Source organism: Streptacidiphilus cavernicola (assembly GCF_042510955.1).
Classification (GTDB): Bacteria; Actinomycetota; Actinomycetes; order Streptomycetales; family Streptomycetaceae; genus Streptacidiphilus; species Streptacidiphilus cavernicola.
The window spans coordinates 20,196-36,045 of sequence record NZ_JBHFAB010000002.1; the positions used below are offsets into that span (position 1 = coordinate 20,196).

Consider the following 15,850-nt stretch of genomic DNA (forward strand, 5'->3'; position numbering starts at 1 on the left):
ACGCGGGCTTTACCGCCGCGTGCGAGGATTCCGGAGCCAGAGCCGCCCCAGCGTCTGCCCGGAGGAATCGCCCCATGGACACTCAACCGGCCGACTCCGGCTGGCGGGTCGACAATCGCTGCACCAACTGCGATGTGGCCCGACAGCTCGCCCCCGACCTGATCTCCGAGATCGCCGGCCGCTCGTCGGTGGTCCGGCAACCGCGCAGCGAGGCGGAGGAGGCGGCGCTGCACGCCGCGGCGTTCGCCTGCCCCACCCGCTCCATCCGCCACGGCGGGCGGGAGCTGGACCCGGCCCACGACCCGTTCCCGCTGCGGCTCACCGAGCACGTCCACCTGTGCGGGCACAACTCGCCCCGCACCGCGGGCGCGAACTCCTATCTGCTGCGGCGGCCCGCCGGGAACCTGATGATGGTCGACACCCCGCGCTGGAGCCCCGAGCTGGCGACGGCCTACGAGGCCCTCGGTCCGGTGACCGACGTCCTGCTCACCCACCGCGACCACGCCAAGCACGGCCGTGCCTACGCCGACCGGTTCGACGCCCGGCTCTGGATCCACGAAGGCGACCTGGTCGCCGTTCCGGACGCCGACATGGTCCTGCGCGGCACCGACCCGGTGGAGATCGCCGACGGGGTGACCGCGCACCCGCTGCCCGGACACACCGAGGGCAGTGTCCTGTTCCTCGCCGACGATACGTACTGCTTCAGCGGCGACAGCTTCTACTGGTCCCGGTCCGCGGCCGACCTCGCCGTCGCCGAGTCGGTCACCTGGTACTCCATCACCGAGTTGGCCGCGTCGCTGGCGCGTACGGCGCCGCGGATCCGGTTCGCCTGGCTGATGCCGGGTCACGGCGACCGCAAGCACCTGCCCGCCGACGAGTTCACCCGCCGCCTGCACGGCCTGGCCGACCGCACCCGACGGCTCGCACCGCGGCCGATCGACTTCGCCGGGCTGCGCTGGTGACCCGCGTCGGCACGGTGGCCGCTACCGCTGACTCCTGCTGACTACTGCTGACTACTGCAGGTTGACCGTGCTGCTGTAGACCTCGCCGAGGTTCTGGGTCGCGGGCGTGTACCCGCTGGGGTAGGTGATCATCGCCACCGCGCCCGTGGTCCACGGACCGCTGAGCGAGTTCGAGTACTGGGTGGCTCCGTTGGCCGATGCGGCGGTACCCCCTCCGGTCTGGGTGACGCTGTCGACGTAGAGCGAGTTCTCGTAGTACAGGGCGGTGATCAGGTAGATCGACTGGACGTTGGCCGTGCACTGGACCGTCGAGGTGCCGTACTGCCCGTACACCGGGCCGCCGTAGGTCGGATTGTGCGCGGTCAGGGTGCAGGTGATCGACGTCTTGGGCGACGCGGCGGTCGCCGTGAAGGTCCGCACGGACGTGGGCGCGGCGGCTGTGGCTGCCGCGGTGCTCCGCCCGGCGGCGCCGACCTGGGCGGACGGCGCCGCCGGGCGGACGACCGGTGACGCCTCGGCGGCCGGCGCCAGCGCCGCGGCGCAGGCGGTCAGGGCGACGGCCGCGGCGAGGCACGCCGAGCGGCGGAAGCTGAACAGCGGTGTTTCCTCGAAGCTCATGAAGACTCCCCCAAGCTTTTCGACCTTCAGACGGACCCGTCTGCGTCCGTCTGCGTGTCCATGCTCGGGCGGCTCCGTTCCGAACAAGCCGTCAAAAGACGGCTTGGGCCCAGGTGCGGCGGTCCTGGACCGCGCCGACGACGCGGCCCCGCCGGATGTGACGCAGGCCACACCGACCCCGTGTCACGAACGGAAGGGCAGCTTGCGTCTGCTGGTCGTCCGCTGCAGCGGGAACGACCGCCACCGAGGAGACACAGAGCGATGAACGCGACAACAGCGCAGCAGCAGCACGAGGTCCTGGTCCTGGGCGCCGGATACGCCGGGCTCTCCGCCGCGGTCCAGCTCGCGGCCCGCACCAGGAAGCGCGGGGGCTGCGGGTGACCCTGGTCAGCCCCAGCAGCACCTTCACCGAGCGGCTCCGTCTGCACATGACCGCCACCGGCCAGGAGACGGCCGAGATGAACATCCCGGAGCTGCTGGAGGGCACCGGCGCCGGGTTCGTCCGCGGCTGGGTCACCGCCGTGGACGCCGAGGCGAAGACCGTCCGGATCGACGACGAACGGGTCCTGCGCTACGACACCCTGGTCTACGGCCTGGGCAGCGTCGCGGACACCGCCGCCGTCCCCGGCGTGGACGAGTACGCCCACACCCTCGACAGCCCACGGGACGCCGCCCTCCTCGCCGAACGGCTGGAACGGCTGGATCGGCTGGAACGCCCGGCCGGGCTCGACGGCGGGACCGTCGTGGTCGGTGGCAGCGGCCTGACCGGCGTCGAGGCCGCCGCGGAGATCGCCGAGCGGCACCCAGGGCTCCAGGTGGTGCTGCTGGGCCGTCAGGAGCCGGGCGCGGGCCTGCACCCGAAGGCCAAGGCGCACCTGGACGCGGCGCTGGCCCGGCTCGGTGTGCGGGTGCGCAGCGGCGTCGAGGTGGTCAAGGTGCTGCCGGACCGCGTCGAGCTCGCGGACGGCTCCGGCGTCCCGGCCGACGCCGTGCTGTGGACCAGCGGTACCCGCGTCCCGCCGCTGGCCGCCGCCGCGGGACTGACCGTCGACGAGCGCGGCCGGGTGGTCACCGACAGTGCGCTGCGCTCGGTCTCCCACCCGGAGGTCTACGCCGTGGGCGACGCGGCGGCGGTCCGCCAGGGCTACGGCGTGATGCACGGGACCTGCCAGAGCGGCATGCCCAGCGGCGTGCACGCGGCCCTGTCGATCCTGCGGGTGCTGGTCGGCAAGGAGCCCAGGGCCTTCCGCTTCGGCTACTACCACACCCCCGTCAGCCTGGGCCGGAACGACGCCGTCGTACAGTTCACCCACCCCGACGACAGCCCGCGCCGGCTCGTGCTGACCGGCAAGCGGGCCGCGGCGTACAAGGAGACCGTCTCCGCCGCGCCGTGGGCGACCTTCGCCCGTATGAAGAAGATGCCCGCCTCGGGCGCGTTCTGGCCGCGCGGCGGCCGCCACACCCGGACCAGGAGCGCCAAGTGACCCAGCCCCAGCAGGCAGCAGGCCCCGACCAGCTCGCCTTCCAGCAGTACCGCACCCTGCTCTTCTCCGTCGCCTACCGCATCCTCGGCAGCGCCGCCGACGCCGAGGACGTGGTCCAGGACGCCTGGCTCAAATGGTCGGCGGCCGACCGCTCCCAGGTCGCCGACCCCAAGGCCTACCTGACCCGGATCATCTCCAACCTGTCCATGGAGCGGCTCCGTTCGACCCGCCACCAGCGCGAGGCCTACGTCGGGCCGTGGCTGCCCGAGCCGGTCCTCACCGGCCCGGACACCGCCGACGGCGTCGCCGCCGCGGACTCGGTCTCGATGGCCCTGCTGGTCGTCCTGGAGACGCTGAGCCCGCTGGAGCGGGCGGTCTTCGTGCTGAAGGAGGTCTTCGCGTTCAGCCATGCGGAGATCGCGGAGGCGGTGGAGCGTTCGGAGCCGGCGGTCCGGCAGGCCGCGCACCGCGCCCGCGAGCACGTCCAGGCCCGGCGACCCCGCTTCACCGCGGACCGCGCCCGCCAACGCGACGTCACCGAGCGCTTCTTCGCGGCGGCGACGGGCGGCGACATCAACACCCTGATGGAGCTGCTCTCCCCGGATGTGACGCTGTGGACCGACGGCGGCGGCAAGGTCCGCCAGGCCCTCAAGCCGGTCGTCGGGCTGGAGACCGTGGCCCGTTGGTTCAGCGCGCTCGGCACCGTGGCCTACCAGGGCGTCGAGCCCGGACAGATGCGGGCCGAGCTGACCTCGATCAACGGCGGCCCGGGGGTGGTCTTCCACGGCCCGGACCGCGTGCTCGCCACGATGACCTTCGACTTCGACCCGGAAGGCCGCATCTCGGCCATCCACAACGTGGCCAACCCGGACAAGCTCCGCGCCGTCGCCGACGGCAGCCGGCACCAGCTCGGCTGAGGCCCGGCACCGGAGTCGGCGGGGCCGTCCCGCTCCGCCGGTCTGCGGAGGGGACGGCCCCGGGTGCTACTGCTTGCTGTGCTGCTGCTCCTTGCTGCGATTCGGTGCCGGGCTTGCCGCCTATCCGCCGAAGCCGATGGCGAACAGGTGGACCGTGCCCGAGGCTCCGGTGACCGGGAGGGTCACCGAGGCCACCGTCTTCGTCTGGTCCAGCGGCACCTTCACCGAGAAGACGTAGGCCTTCACGGTGTCCTTGCCCCCGGCGCCGGTGTTGCGGTAGGCGGTGGTGACGGCAGTGGTGTCGCCGGCCACCGCCTTGCTGGAGCCGCCGTTGAGGGTCCAGTCGGAGAACGTCACCGTCGCCGTCGTGGTGCTGCCGTCGGTGTAGGTGACGGTGAGCTTGCCGGGGACGCCGGTTCCGTCGGTGGGCGCGTTGGTCGCGGCGCCGAGGAGGCCGATGGAGGCCCCGGTGGTGCCGGCCGGCTGCGGGATGGTCTGGCCGCCGACCTCCAGGTTGTCCGGCCGTCCCGCTGCGGTGGTCGGCCAGGTGTAGGAGATGCCGTCGGCGCTGACCTTCCCGTTGCTGCCGACCCCGGCCGCGGTCAGGGCGTTCTGCGAGTAGGCCCATCCCTCGTCGTCGAAGCCGCCGGAGAAGTGGGCGCCGTCGGCGTAGACGCCCTCGTTGGACTCGTAGGGCCACAGCTCGCCCGGTTGGGCCACCGCGACCCGCAGCGTGGCGGAGGCCAGGGCGGCGCCGCTGCTGTGGTCGGTGACCGCGAAGGTCACCGAGTACGCGCCCTCGGTGCTCCCGGCGGTGACCGGGATCTTCGCCTCGGCGCTGCCCGACGCGGGCACGGTCACCGAACCGGTGGGCGCGGCGAGGGTCACCCCCGAGGGCACGGTGGCGGTCCAGTCGGCGGTGACCGGCTGGGTGCCCAGGTTGGTCAGCCGCAGGGTGGCGTCACCCGAGCCGCCCGGCGCGACGATCAGCCCGTCGCTGCTCGGGCCGGTGGCCGCGAGCACCCGGCCGCCGCCGGTGGTGTCGGACGGCGGGGCCGCCGCGTCCGACGCGGCCCAGCCGGTGTTCGGCACGGTGTTGAGGCTGTAGTCGAGCGTGCCGGCCTTCTGGAGCTGACCGAACGTCAGCCACGCGTTGTTCCACTCCTTGCCCTTCACGTCCAGCGCCTGGACGTAGGGGGCGTCGGGTGCGGCCTGCGGCGCGTTGATCACGGCCTGCTTGCCGTTGCCGAAGGTCACGTTCGCGACCGGGAAGGCCGGGCTGCCCAGCACCAGCGTGTCGGTGCCCGGCGTCTCCGGGTACATCCCCAGCGAGGACCAGACGTACCAGGAGCTCATCGCCCCGAGGTCGTCGTTGCCGAACGAGCCGACTGGCGCGTTGAAGTAGAGCTTCTGCTGCGCCTGGCGCACGGCGGCCTGGGCCTTCCACGGCTGCCCGAGGTAGTCGTACTCCCAGGGGATCTCCAGGCTGGGCTCGTTGCTGAGGTCGGCGTTGGTCCCACCGGGGTCGGTGATGTTGCCCAGCAGGCTGTCCAGGTAGGACGCGTAGGCCGCGTCCCCGCCGCGGGCGGTGATCAGCTGCTGCAGGTCGAACGGCACCATGGGCGTGTACTGGGCGGAGGTGCCCTCGACGAAGCCGTTGGAGGTGCCCGGGGTGAAGCCGCCCGCGAACTGGCCGTCCAGGTCCTTGCCCTGCATGTAGCCGGTCTGCGGGTTGAAGACGTTCATCCAGTCCTGGGCGCGGGTGGCGAACTTCTGGTAGTCCGCCGTGTTGCCCAGCGCCTTCGCGAAGGACGCCAGGGCGTAGTCCGCGCTGTCGTACTCCAGCTGGGTGGAGACCGGGCCGTAGAAGTTGCAGCAGCCGTAGTCGGTCTCGTCCAGCGGCAGGTAGCCCTTGGCGTCGCGCACCGCCTCGCCGGGACGGTCCTGGTTGGGCGCGGTGGCCTCGTGCACCATCGCGTCCAGGGCGTGCGCGGTGTCGAAGTTGCGCACCCCGAAGGCGTAGGCGTCGGCGATGATCGAGGCGCCCGGGTCGCCGACCATGACGTAGCTCTCGCCGTTGTTGGAGGCCCACTTGGGCAGCAGGCCGGTCTGGTCGTAGCCGTTGAGCATCGAGGTGACGATGTCGCCGGTCACCTTCGGCTCGACCATGGCGATCAGCTGGGTCTGCGAGCGGTAGGTGTCCCAGCCCGAGTAGTTGGCGTACTGCGCCTTCTGACCCTTGCTCAGTTTGTGTACCTGGTCGTCCATGCCCATGTACTGGCCGTTGTCGTCGGAGTACACGTTGGGGTGCAGCAGCGAGTGGTAGAGGGCGGTGTAGAACTGCACCTGCTGGTCGTGGCTGCCGCCGCCGACCCGTACCCGGTCCAGCACGGTGTTCCAGGCGTCGTGGTTGGCCTGCCGCATGGCGTCGAAGTCCCACCCCTTGACCTCGGTGGAGAGGTTCGAGGCGGCGTTGGCGTCGCTGGTGTACGAGATGCCGACGGCCGCGGTCACCGTGGTCGACGCGGAGGTGTCGAAGGTGAGGTACATCCCGTTGGCGCCGGTGACCGGGGCCGACGAGGCCGCGGCGGGCGAGGCCGCCTTGTCGGTCGAGGGCTTGGCGCCCACGGCCTTGGCCCCGCTGGTCGGGTGGATCTTCGGCGACGGGCTGGCCGGGACGGTGAAGTGCTTCTCCTGCTGCGGGGCACTCTTCGGCGCGGCCAGGTCCTGCTGCGGCCGGCCGAGGCTGAGCGCCTTGGCGTCGGGGTTGATGGTGCTGCCCACCCAGGTGCCGCTCTGGGTGAACGGCTGGTTGAACTTGATGTCGAAGTGCAGCGTGTAGCGGTTGGCCGCGCCGCAGAAGTGGCCGCTGTCGACCGAGCCGCTCACCTCGGTGTCGCTGACCACCTTCGCCCGGGTGCCGTCCACCTGCGTGGCGCCGCCGCTCAGCTTGAGCAGCAGGTTGGCCTGCGCACCGGCCGGGAAGGTGAACTTCCCCAGGCCCGCCCGGGTGGTGTCGGTCAGTTCGGTCTTGACGCCCGCGGCGTCGGTCAGGCCGTAGTAGCCGATCCCGGTCTGCTCGTCGGCGTGGCTGAAGGTGGCCGTGGCGTTGGAGAGGTTCCCGGTCAGCGCGCCGGTGAGCGGCAGGATCGGTATGTCGCCCGCGACCGGGCAGCCGGGGCCGGAGACATGGGTGAGGCTGTAGCCGGAGATCTTCGTGCTGTCGTACTCGTAGCCGCCGCCGTCGGTGCGGTTGGGCGTGGTGTCCGGGCTCCACTGGAGCATGCCGTTGGGCATGTCGGGACCGGGGAAGGTGTCCACCGCGCCCGAGGTGCCGATCAGGGGGTTGACCAGGGCTGCGGGGTCCGCGACGAGCTGCGGGCCGGACGCGGCCACCGCACTGCCGAAGGTCTGGAACGGCATGACCGCGATGGCTGCCAGGGCCACCAGGGTCAGGCGTTGACGGAGTCTGCTGCTGATACGGGGCCCATCCGGGCGCCGCCGTGTGGCCATCGGTTGCCTCCGCGTTTCCGTGCTGTGTGCATGGGTGTGCCAGGGACGGGTGGCGTCCGCGACCGGCACCGCGGTCACGCCCTGAGGGTCTGACGATCCCGAGGGTCTGACAACGTTGCCAACCGGCACGAGGCATGAGTAGAACGCGGAATCTGAGGACATGTCAATGGGGCCGTCGCATCAGGAGTCACGCCCGGCGCATCCGACCTGCGGCGGGGACGCGGGGAGCTGACGGGGGCTCAGCGGGGGCCTGCCGGAGGCGCGGCGGGGGCTGCCAGGGGCCCTGCCAGGGGCGCCTGACAGGGCCCCTGACCTGGGGCTCGGCGCGGGTTCACCAGCTGATCGTGGCCGCCACCGGCAGGTGGTCGCTGCCGGTGCCCGGCAGTACCCAGGAGTTCTCCGGCCGCACGCCGCGGACCAGGATCTGGTCGATCCGGGCGACCGGGAAGCCCGCCGGCCAGGTGAAGCCGAAGCCGCTCCCGGCCGCGTCCTGGACCGAGCGCAACTGCGCGGTGAGAGCGGCGAACTTACGGTCGTCCAGGCTGCCGTTCAGGTCGCCGAGCAGCACCACGCGGGTGCTCCGGTCGGCGGCGACGGCCTTGCCGAGAGCCTGCGTGCCGATGTCCCGCGAGGTCGTCGAGAAGCCGCCCCGGGGATTCACCCGGACCGAGCCCAGGTGCGCCACGTACACCGTCAGCGGCCCGTGGTCGGTGGCCACCGTGGTGCGCAACGCCCGGTTCACAGCCAGCTTCTGGGCGGCCGGTACGGCGGTCGCCAGCGGGCCGTAGTCCACGATGTCGATCGACTGGGTGTCCGACAGCGGCAGTTTGCTCCACAGCCCGACCGTGCCCAGCACCGCGTGGTACGGGTACGCCTTCGCCAGGCCCCGCAGGTACAGCGGCTCCGCCTTCGGGGTGATCTCCTCCAGCGCCAGCAGGTCCGCCCCGGAGGCGGCCAGGTCGCGGGCGGTTCGGGCCGGGTCGGGGTTGCCCGCGTCGATGTTCTGACTGACCACGGTGAGGTCGCCGGCGGCGGGGTCGCCGCTGAGGTGAGACTTGTCGCCGAGCGTCCCGCCGAAGAGGCTCGCCCAGACCACGACCGGCAGCAGCAGCGCGACCAGCGCCGAGGCGGAGCGGCGCCACAGCGCCCCGACCAGCAGCACCGGGACGCCCAGGCCGAACCACGGGAGGAAGGTCTCCGCCAGGCTGCCGAGGTTCCAGACCAGGTTCGGGATCTCCGCGTGCAGCAGCATCAGCAGCCCGAGCAGCAGCGCCAGCGCCGCGAGGACCCGGCCGCGCCGCCAGGCCCCCGGCCGGAAACCGAGGCGGCCGACCCGGCTTCCGGCCGGGGTCCCGGCCTCCGTCGGGTCCGGCCTCCCGGCGTGCTCCCCGGCTTCGAGTTGCTGCCGCACATCCGTGGACTCTGGTATTGATTCGCTCACTGATCGCATTCCTGAACTCTGAAATCCTGCACGTTTCGGAAGGGGTTACTGACGACGGCTGATATGCGGCGGGACGGCGGTGAGTTCGACAACGACGCACAGCCCGCCCGCGGGGCGCGGGGTGACGGTGAGAGATCCGCCGTGGGCCTGGACGATTCTTGTGACGATCGCCAGGCCGAGGCCGACGCCCCCGTGGTCGTCGCGAATGCGTTCGGTGCCGCGCCGAAACGGTTCGGTGAGCGTCGCCACCAGGGCCGGGGGGAGCTTCTCGCCGCTGTTCTCGACCGTCAGCAGCACGGTGTCCGGGCGAACGGCCGTGGTGATCCACACCGCGCCCTGAGCGGGCAGGTTGTGCACGATGGCGTTGTGCACCAGATTTGTCGTCAACTGCCGCAGCAGCGCCTGCGATCCGTAGGCCGGGGCGATGTCGCCGGAGACGTCGAGGGTGACACCGCGCCTCTCGGCGAGCGGGAGCAGCGTCTCGACGGCGTCTTCCGCCAGCAGGGACAGGTCGACCGGCTCTCGGCTGAAGGAGCCCTGGTCTGCCCGGCTGAGCAGCAGCAGTGCCTCGGTGAGGTCGATCGCCCGGGTGTTGACGACATACAGGCGTTCGATGAGTTCGCCGGTGTCGTGCTGGGGATCGGCGTGGGCCACGTCGAGCAGCGCCTTCGAGACGGCGAGCGGGGTCCGCAGCTCATGGGAGGCGTTGGCCGCGAAGCGCTGCTGCTCGGCGACGTGCGCTTCGAGCTGCGCGAGCATCGTGTCGAAGTCGTCGGCGAGGTCCCGGAACTCGTCCCTGCGGCCCGGCAGCCGGATCCGGTGGGAGAGCGATCCGCTCGTGGCCAGGCGGGTGGCCTCGGTGATCCTGGTCAGCGGGGCGAGCATGCTGCCCGCCAGGACCCATCCGCCCAGGAGTCCGAACACCAGCAGGAACCCCATGACGGTGGCGGCGGCCGGCCCGAAGCCGCGCAGCAGGGCGGAGCGGTTGAGGACTCCGCCGATGGTGACGGTCACATTGGGCAGGGAGTTCACCAGGTACACCCACATCGCCGCGAGCAGCAGGATGCCGGCGACCATGAGGAACCCGGCATAGCTGAGGGCGAGCCTGACCCGGACGCTCAGCCCGGGGGCCCTATCCACGGGCCCCTCCCCCGTCTCCGGTCTCCGGGTGCCGCTCCAGCTGTGGCTCCGACTCCGACTGGGCGTACGCGTCGATGCGGTAGCCGACGCCCGGCAGAGTGGCGATGATCGAGGGTTCACCGAGACGCCTGCGCAGGGCCGAGACGGTGATCCGCACGGCGTTGGTGAACGGGTCGGTGTTCTCGTCCCACGCCCGTTCCAGGAGTTCCTCGGCGCTGACGACACCGCCTTCGGCGGCGGCGAGGACTTCGAGCACCGCGAACTGCTTCCTGGTCAGTGCGACGGAGCGGCCGTCCCGGAAGACCTCTCTGCGGAACGGGTCCAGCCGCAGCCCTGCGATCTCGCGCACCGGCGGCCTGCTGTGGGCACGTCTGCGGTCGAGTGCGCGGAGCCTGAGTACGAGTTCGCGGAGGTCGAAGGGCTTCGTCAGGTAGTCGTCGGCGCCGAGCCCGAACCCGGACCCTTGTCGTCCAGCCGGTCGGCCGCGGTGAGCAGGAGGATCGGCATGCCGCTGCCGGAGGCGACGATGCGTCGGGCGATCTCGTCCCCGGAGGGTCCCGGGATGTCGCGGTCGAGGACGGCGATGTCGTAGGGGTTGACGCCCAGCAGTTCCAGAGCGGTGTCGCCGTCGCCCGCGATGTCGGCCGCGATCGCGGCCAGGCGCAGGCCGTCGCGGATGGCTTCGGCCAGGTAGGGCTCGTCCTCGACGATCAACACACGCATGTTCCCGATGCTACGAGTCGACGCATATCGTCGGCGTATCGAAAACCCACGGGTGTGTCGGAGGCACTAGATCTTGATCCAGTAGCGCCGCACACGGCCGTGCCCGGTGGCACGGACGCTTTCGAGGACGCCGCCGTGCCCCCCAGCCCACGCCGACGTGAGGACGGCCGGACAACCGACGGCCGGACGGCTCGCTCACTGACGGTTGCTCAGGCCCCGTCGGATCCGGTCCCCCATGCCAGGCGGAGCCGCTCCGCGTCATCGGGGGCCTGGCGGAGGCCCGCCCGGTAGGCCGGTTCCCAGGCCGTCCGGTCGTTCAGGTCCTGGCCGAACGCGCGTAGTGACGCCGGATCGGGCTCGATGGTCAGCACGGTGTGCGCCCCGGTCGCCGCCAGTTCCCGCTGGAGCAGCTCGCGGGGAAACAGGTGTGCCTGCGGGTTGATCACGACGATCGTCCGGGCTCCGGCCGCGAGGTCGGCGTTGGTCGCCGAGCGCAGGGAGCCGTCCAGGTACCGACGGCCGTTGATGGTGATCGGCGGGTAGATGCCCGGGAAGGCCGTGCTTGCCGCCACCGCGGAGGACAGCGACGCGCCACTGGCACGGTCGAAGACCTCCTGCTCGCCGGTCTCGGCGTCCAGTGCGGTGATGAGCAGTTTTCGATCCGGCCATCGATCGGCTCCGGCCATGGCCCGCATGCGGGCGACATGTGCCTGCTCGGGGCCGGTCTCGGCGGCGAGCGCGAGCCGGCCGACTCGGCGCCGCGCCTCGGCCGGGTCCGAGGCGGCCCCGCCGAGTACCGCGAACACCTCGCCCAGTCGGCGCCCGTCCACCTGGGGCGGGGTGCCGCCGGAGCCGGCGGGGCGCACCGGGGCGGCGAGCCGGTCGGGGTCCTGGCCGGTGGCCAGCAGGGCGGCGGTGATCGCACCGGCCGAGGTGCCGACGGTCAGGTCGGCCCCGCCGAGATCCACCCCGCCACGGCGCAGTCCGCAGGCGAGTCCAGCCATCCAGGCCATGCCGACGAGACCTCCGGCGCCCAGCACGAGTGCCCGGTCGGGTGTGTCCACGACTGCCCCCTCTCATGAGTGAAACAGTCGTATCATATACTCTGGCACAGGCTCAGATCCGTTGTCCGGAAGGGACGGTCCACCATGGGGCGACCCCCGGATCCCGCCCGGCGGGAGCGGACGCTGGCGCGGGCGACCGACTACGTACTGGGTCACGGCCTGGCCGGGTTGAGCCTGCGGCCGCTGGCCGCGGCGCTCGGTACCAGCCCGCGGATGCTGCTCTACGACTTCGGCAGCAAGCAGGAGTTGGTGTCCGCGATCCTCGCCGAGGCCCGCCGTCGCGGTGCGACCCGGTTGGCTGGGAAACTCCCGTCGGAGGCGGCCTCCCCGGAGGAGCGCCTGCACGGCATCTGGGCCTGGATCAGCGCGCCCGAGCGCGCTGCGCTGGTCCGGCTGTTCTTCGAGGTGCACGCCGACGGCCTGGTCCACCCCGAGAACTACCCGAACCAGGCCGAGGCGATCACGGACTGGTTCGACACCCTCGGCGCCGCGTTCCGCGACATCGCCGGCGGCCCCGACGACACCGTCACTCCCACGCTGGTCATGGCTGTGATCCGGGGCCTGCTGTTCGATCTGACGACCACCGGCGACCGCCACCGCACCGACTTGGCCCTTCACCGCTTCGGCGAACTCCTCCGGCGCTGAACCGCGGCGACGCACGCCACCGCGGTGAGGATCACCGCCGCGACGCTTGACCGTCCGGTACACGAGCCAGGCTCCGACGGGGTCGCTACTCGGTGCGCAGTGCCGTGGCTGTGCGTGCCTTGGCCGCCCAACCGGCGGGCAGCAGCGCGCCGCAGGCGGCGATGACCACGCCGCCCAGCCCCAGCAGGAGCAGTTCCGGCAGCCCGTACACGTTCTGGACCTGCGGCGGAGTGCCGCTGCCCGCCGTGCGCAGCACCAGCGGGATGACGTAGTCGTGCAGCGCCACTCCGGCCGGCACGCCGATGACTCCGGCGATCACGCCTGCCCCGGCGACCGAGGTGAGGACCTGGGTGACCGTCTGACCCGGTGTCATCCCCACCGCTTTGCAGACGCCCAGGTCGTGCACCCGCTCGCGGGTGTCCAGGACAACGGAGTTCAGCACGCCCAACCCGGCGACGGAGACCAGGATCAGGGTGAGCAGCACCGCCATCGCGTCGAAGGCGATCACGGTCGCGTTGAGGTGCTCGCCCGGATCAGCCACGGCCTGGGCCCCGGAGGAGCCGAGGGCCCGGCTCAGCGCCGCGACGTAACCCGCGGCGGAGGTCCCCGGCTTGAGCATCACGCTGTAGATGTCGGGGTGCGCGGTCGGCTCGGCGCCGATGAGGGTGGCCAGGTCGGCGTTGATCACCAGCCCGGCGTTGCCGGGGTCGAAGTCCTCGCCGACGATCCGCACCGGCACCCGCACGCCTCGGTCGACCAGGGTGACGCGCTGGCCGACCCTGGTGCCGGTGCTGGCGAGGAAGTGGGTGGGCACCACGATCTCGCCGGGGCGGCCGAACCAGCGCCCGTGGATCATCGCCAGCGCCTGGGAGCCGGAGTTCCCCTGGTAGAGCCGGACCTGAACGGTTCCGGCGGCGCCCGCGACGGTGACCTCGCTCTGGGTCTGCCCGACGTAGGAGGCCGTGCCCGGCTGCGCCTCGATCGTGGCGAGGGTGCTGGCCGGGTCGGCCGAGAACCCCTTGCCGTCGGGCGTCTGCCCGTTCAGGAAGACCGAGACCGGGGCCTGTTGGCTGGGGTGGCGTGCGGTGGTGACCGCACTGGCGGAGGAGGTGAGCCCGAGGGCGAAGGTCGCCGCCGTGGTGCCGAACACCACCGCCGCCAGCAGCGCGGCCGAGCGGACCGGGCGGGTGAACGGGGAGGCCAGTCCCAGGGTGACCGCCCGGGGCAGCGGCAGTCGGGCAGCCGCCCGGTGGGCCCACTGCCCGCGGCCACTGCGCGGGGCGCGGCCCAGGGCGAGCGCTTCGACGGTGCTCAGCCGGCCCGCGCGCAGCGCCGGAAGCAGGGCGGCGAGCGCGACCAGGACCAGGGCCGCGGCCGGCACGGCCAGGTCGATCCACCAGGCGCCCGCCGCCGAGCTGCCCCCGTACACCGCCTCCGAGTCCCCGGCCAGGGCCGCCCCCAAGAGGTCGCCGACCACCGCACCCAGAACAGCGCCGACGGCTGACGGGATCAGCGCCTGGACCAGGTAGACCCGGACCACCTGACCCGGGCTCAGTCCGATCGCCTTCAGGGTGCCGATCCTGCGGGTCTGCGCGCTCACGGCCCCGCTGACCACACTGGCGATGATGATCACCGACATCAGCAGGCCGAGGATCCCGAAGGCCGTCATCACCGGCACGAACAGCGCGGTGTTCTCGTCCGCGGCCAGCTTGACGTCCAGGTACGACTGGGCGCCCAGGACCGCACCGGGCGGGAGCGCCGCGGTGAGCGCGGCCCGGTCCGCGTTGACCTGGGCGGTAGTGCCCGCGGAGCGGAAGCGGTAGAGCATCTGCAGGCCCGTCGGCGCACCGGCGCTGTGCAGGGCGTCGATCTCGGCGGGGACGACCCAGCCGTCGGCGCTGCCGGTGACCGAGGAGGCGAAACCGACCACGGTCAGCTTGGCGCTGCCGGGGGCCGGGGAGACGCTGATGACGTCGCCGGGCTTGTTCACGTTGTCCGGCAGGTTCGAGGCCCCCTGGCCGGAGTAGACCGCGAGCACGATCTGCCCCGGAGCGGTGGCCCAGTGCCCCGAGCGCAGGGCCAGGTCGTCGACTCCTCCGGTCGGTGTCGCGCGTCCGACGACCGTCATCGTCTGGTGCATGTCGATCCCGCCCGGACCCGGCGGGTCGATCTGCGCGGTCCGGTAGGGGCCGGAAGCGGCCGTGACGCCGGTCAGCCGTCCGGGGCGTCCGGTGGCGGCGAGCCGGGCGGCGTCGGCGCGGGCGGGGTCCACCTGGAGGGTCAGCTGGGCGCCGTGCTGCTGGGCGAAGGCCCGGTCGAACGGCGCGGACGCGTTGACCAACAGCGAGCCGGCCAGCACCGCGGAGGCCACCGCCATCAACACCGACAACAGCACCACCAGGGTCTGCACCCGCCGCCGCCCGGCCCTGCTCAACCGGATCCGGCCGGTCGTCCTGGGGGCCTTCACCGTGCGGCCCGCGCGCGCTCGTCGCGGTTGTCGCGCTCGTCGCGCTCGTCGCGGTTGTCGCTGTGGTCCAGCGCGTTTCCGTCCACCAGGGAGACGGTCCGCTCGGCGCAGGACCGGGCCAGGGCGAGGTCGTGCGTCACCAGGACCACGGTCTGCCCGCTGCGGTGCAGGTCGAGCAGCAGCTCGCGGACCTCGTGGCCGGAGGCCGTGTCCAGGGCCCCGGTCGGCTCGTCGGCCAGCAGCAGCGCGGGACGGTTGACCAGCGCTCTGGCGACCGCGACCCGCTGGCGCTCGCCGCCGGACAACCGGCCCGGATAGGCGCGCGCGTGCTCGGCGATGCCCAGCACCGCCATGAGTTCGGCCGCCCGTGCCGCAGCAGCGGCCCTCGGCGTCCCGGCCAACTGGGCCGGGAGGAGGATGTTGTCGGCGACGGTCAGGTCGTCCAGCAGGTTGAAGAACTGGAACACCATGCCGATGCGCTCGCGCCGGAACCGGGCGAGCCCGCGCTCCCCCAGCCCGTCGATCCGAAGGCCGCCCACGGACACCCGCCCCTCCGTCGGCCGGTCCAGACCCGCCACCAGGTTCAGCAGGGTGGACTTCCCGCTGCCGGAGGGGCCGGTGATCGCCACCGCCTCGCCCTCGGCGACGACCAGGTCCACCGGGCCGAGCGCGGGGGTGTCAGCGCTCTGGTAGCGCTTGACCACCCCCTCAAGTTCGATCACGTTCGTCATCGGAGGCCTCTCAGGGTTCGGAGTTCAGGGTTCGGAAGAGGGAACTGACGCCGGGTCCGGCGGCACCGACGACGCTAGGAGCGGGCGCCCGTGGGCCGCGTCGGCCGTCGCACCGATGTCTGCTCCGCCGCGCGGACGACCCTGG

At 72.2% G+C, this 15,850-nt stretch carries 10 protein-coding genes and 2 pseudogenes; 4 read left to right on the forward strand and 8 right to left on the reverse strand.

The window, feature by feature from the left end:
- The first annotated feature begins 74 nt into the window (after positions 1-74).
- A complete protein-coding gene (locus ACEZDE_RS02200; RefSeq protein WP_380531254.1) occupies positions 75-962 on the forward strand; it encodes an MBL fold metallo-hydrolase in 888 nt (295 codons plus the stop codon).
- Positions 963-1,013: 51 nt separating this feature from the next.
- On the opposite strand, the gene ACEZDE_RS02205 is transcribed toward ACEZDE_RS02200, so the two are convergent.
- A complete protein-coding gene (locus tag ACEZDE_RS02205) occupies positions 1,014-1,580 on the reverse strand; it encodes a hypothetical protein (protein WP_380531257.1) in 567 nt (188 codons plus the stop codon).
- 261 nt (positions 1,581-1,841) lie between these two features.
- On the opposite strand from ACEZDE_RS02205, the pseudogene ACEZDE_RS02210 reads away from it, so the two are divergent.
- Together ACEZDE_RS02210 and ACEZDE_RS02215 are read left to right on the forward strand one after the other, a co-directional pair.
- Positions 1,842-3,064: pseudogene (locus tag ACEZDE_RS02210) on the forward strand (NAD(P)/FAD-dependent oxidoreductase).
- A complete protein-coding gene (locus tag ACEZDE_RS02215; RefSeq protein WP_380531259.1) occupies positions 3,061-3,981 on the forward strand; it encodes an RNA polymerase sigma-70 factor in 921 nt (306 codons plus the stop codon). The pseudogene ACEZDE_RS02210 and the gene ACEZDE_RS02215 overlap by 4 nt, the downstream one beginning before the upstream one ends.
- A 120-nt stretch (positions 3,982-4,101) precedes the next feature.
- Here the strand turns inward: ACEZDE_RS02215 and ACEZDE_RS02220 are convergent, their stop codons facing one another.
- The 5 genes and pseudogenes from ACEZDE_RS02220 to ACEZDE_RS02240 all read right to left on the reverse strand — a co-directional run bounded on the left by ACEZDE_RS02220 (position 4,102) and on the right by ACEZDE_RS02240 (position 11,862).
- The gene (locus ACEZDE_RS02220) at positions 4,102-7,428 is read right to left on the reverse strand and encodes a lectin (RefSeq protein WP_380531262.1); all 3,327 of its coding nucleotides are present in this window, start codon (positions 7,426-7,428) and stop codon (positions 4,102-4,104) included.
- 397 nt (positions 7,429-7,825) lie between these two features.
- Positions 7,826-8,944, reverse strand: coding sequence for an endonuclease/exonuclease/phosphatase family protein (locus ACEZDE_RS02225; RefSeq protein ID WP_380531265.1), 1,119 nt, complete (start codon positions 8,942-8,944; stop codon positions 7,826-7,828).
- 36 nt (positions 8,945-8,980) lie between these two features.
- Positions 8,981-10,075 (reverse strand): sensor histidine kinase, encoded by a 1,095-nt coding sequence (locus tag ACEZDE_RS02230; RefSeq protein ID WP_380531268.1) that lies wholly within the window; start codon positions 10,073-10,075, stop codon positions 8,981-8,983.
- Positions 10,068-10,798: pseudogene (locus ACEZDE_RS02235) on the reverse strand (response regulator transcription factor). Before ACEZDE_RS02235 ends, ACEZDE_RS02230 begins: the two are co-directional and overlap by 8 nt.
- A 209-nt stretch (positions 10,799-11,007) precedes the next feature.
- Positions 11,008-11,862, reverse strand: a complete 855-nt coding sequence (locus ACEZDE_RS02240; RefSeq protein WP_380531271.1) for a patatin-like phospholipase family protein — start codon at positions 11,860-11,862, stop codon at positions 11,008-11,010.
- Between the two features lie 84 nt (positions 11,863-11,946).
- Here ACEZDE_RS02240 and ACEZDE_RS02245 point away from each other — a divergent pair, with 84 nt between their 5' ends.
- On the forward strand, positions 11,947-12,507 hold the full coding sequence (locus tag ACEZDE_RS02245; RefSeq protein WP_380531274.1) for a TetR family transcriptional regulator: 561 nt from the start codon (positions 11,947-11,949) through the stop codon (positions 12,505-12,507).
- 85 nt (positions 12,508-12,592) lie between these two features.
- Here ACEZDE_RS02245 and ACEZDE_RS02250 read toward each other — a convergent pair whose 3' ends face one another.
- Both ACEZDE_RS02250 and ACEZDE_RS02255 read right to left on the reverse strand, forming a co-directional pair.
- Entirely contained in the window at positions 12,593-14,974 is a 2,382-nt protein-coding gene (locus ACEZDE_RS02250) for an ABC transporter permease (RefSeq protein ID WP_380531277.1), read from the reverse strand.
- The gene (locus ACEZDE_RS02255) at positions 14,971-15,705 is read right to left on the reverse strand and encodes an ABC transporter ATP-binding protein (RefSeq protein ID WP_380531279.1); all 735 of its coding nucleotides are present in this window, start codon (positions 15,703-15,705) and stop codon (positions 14,971-14,973) included. Before ACEZDE_RS02255 ends, ACEZDE_RS02250 begins: the two co-directional genes overlap by 4 nt.
- Between the last annotated feature and the right edge of the window lie 145 nt (positions 15,706-15,850).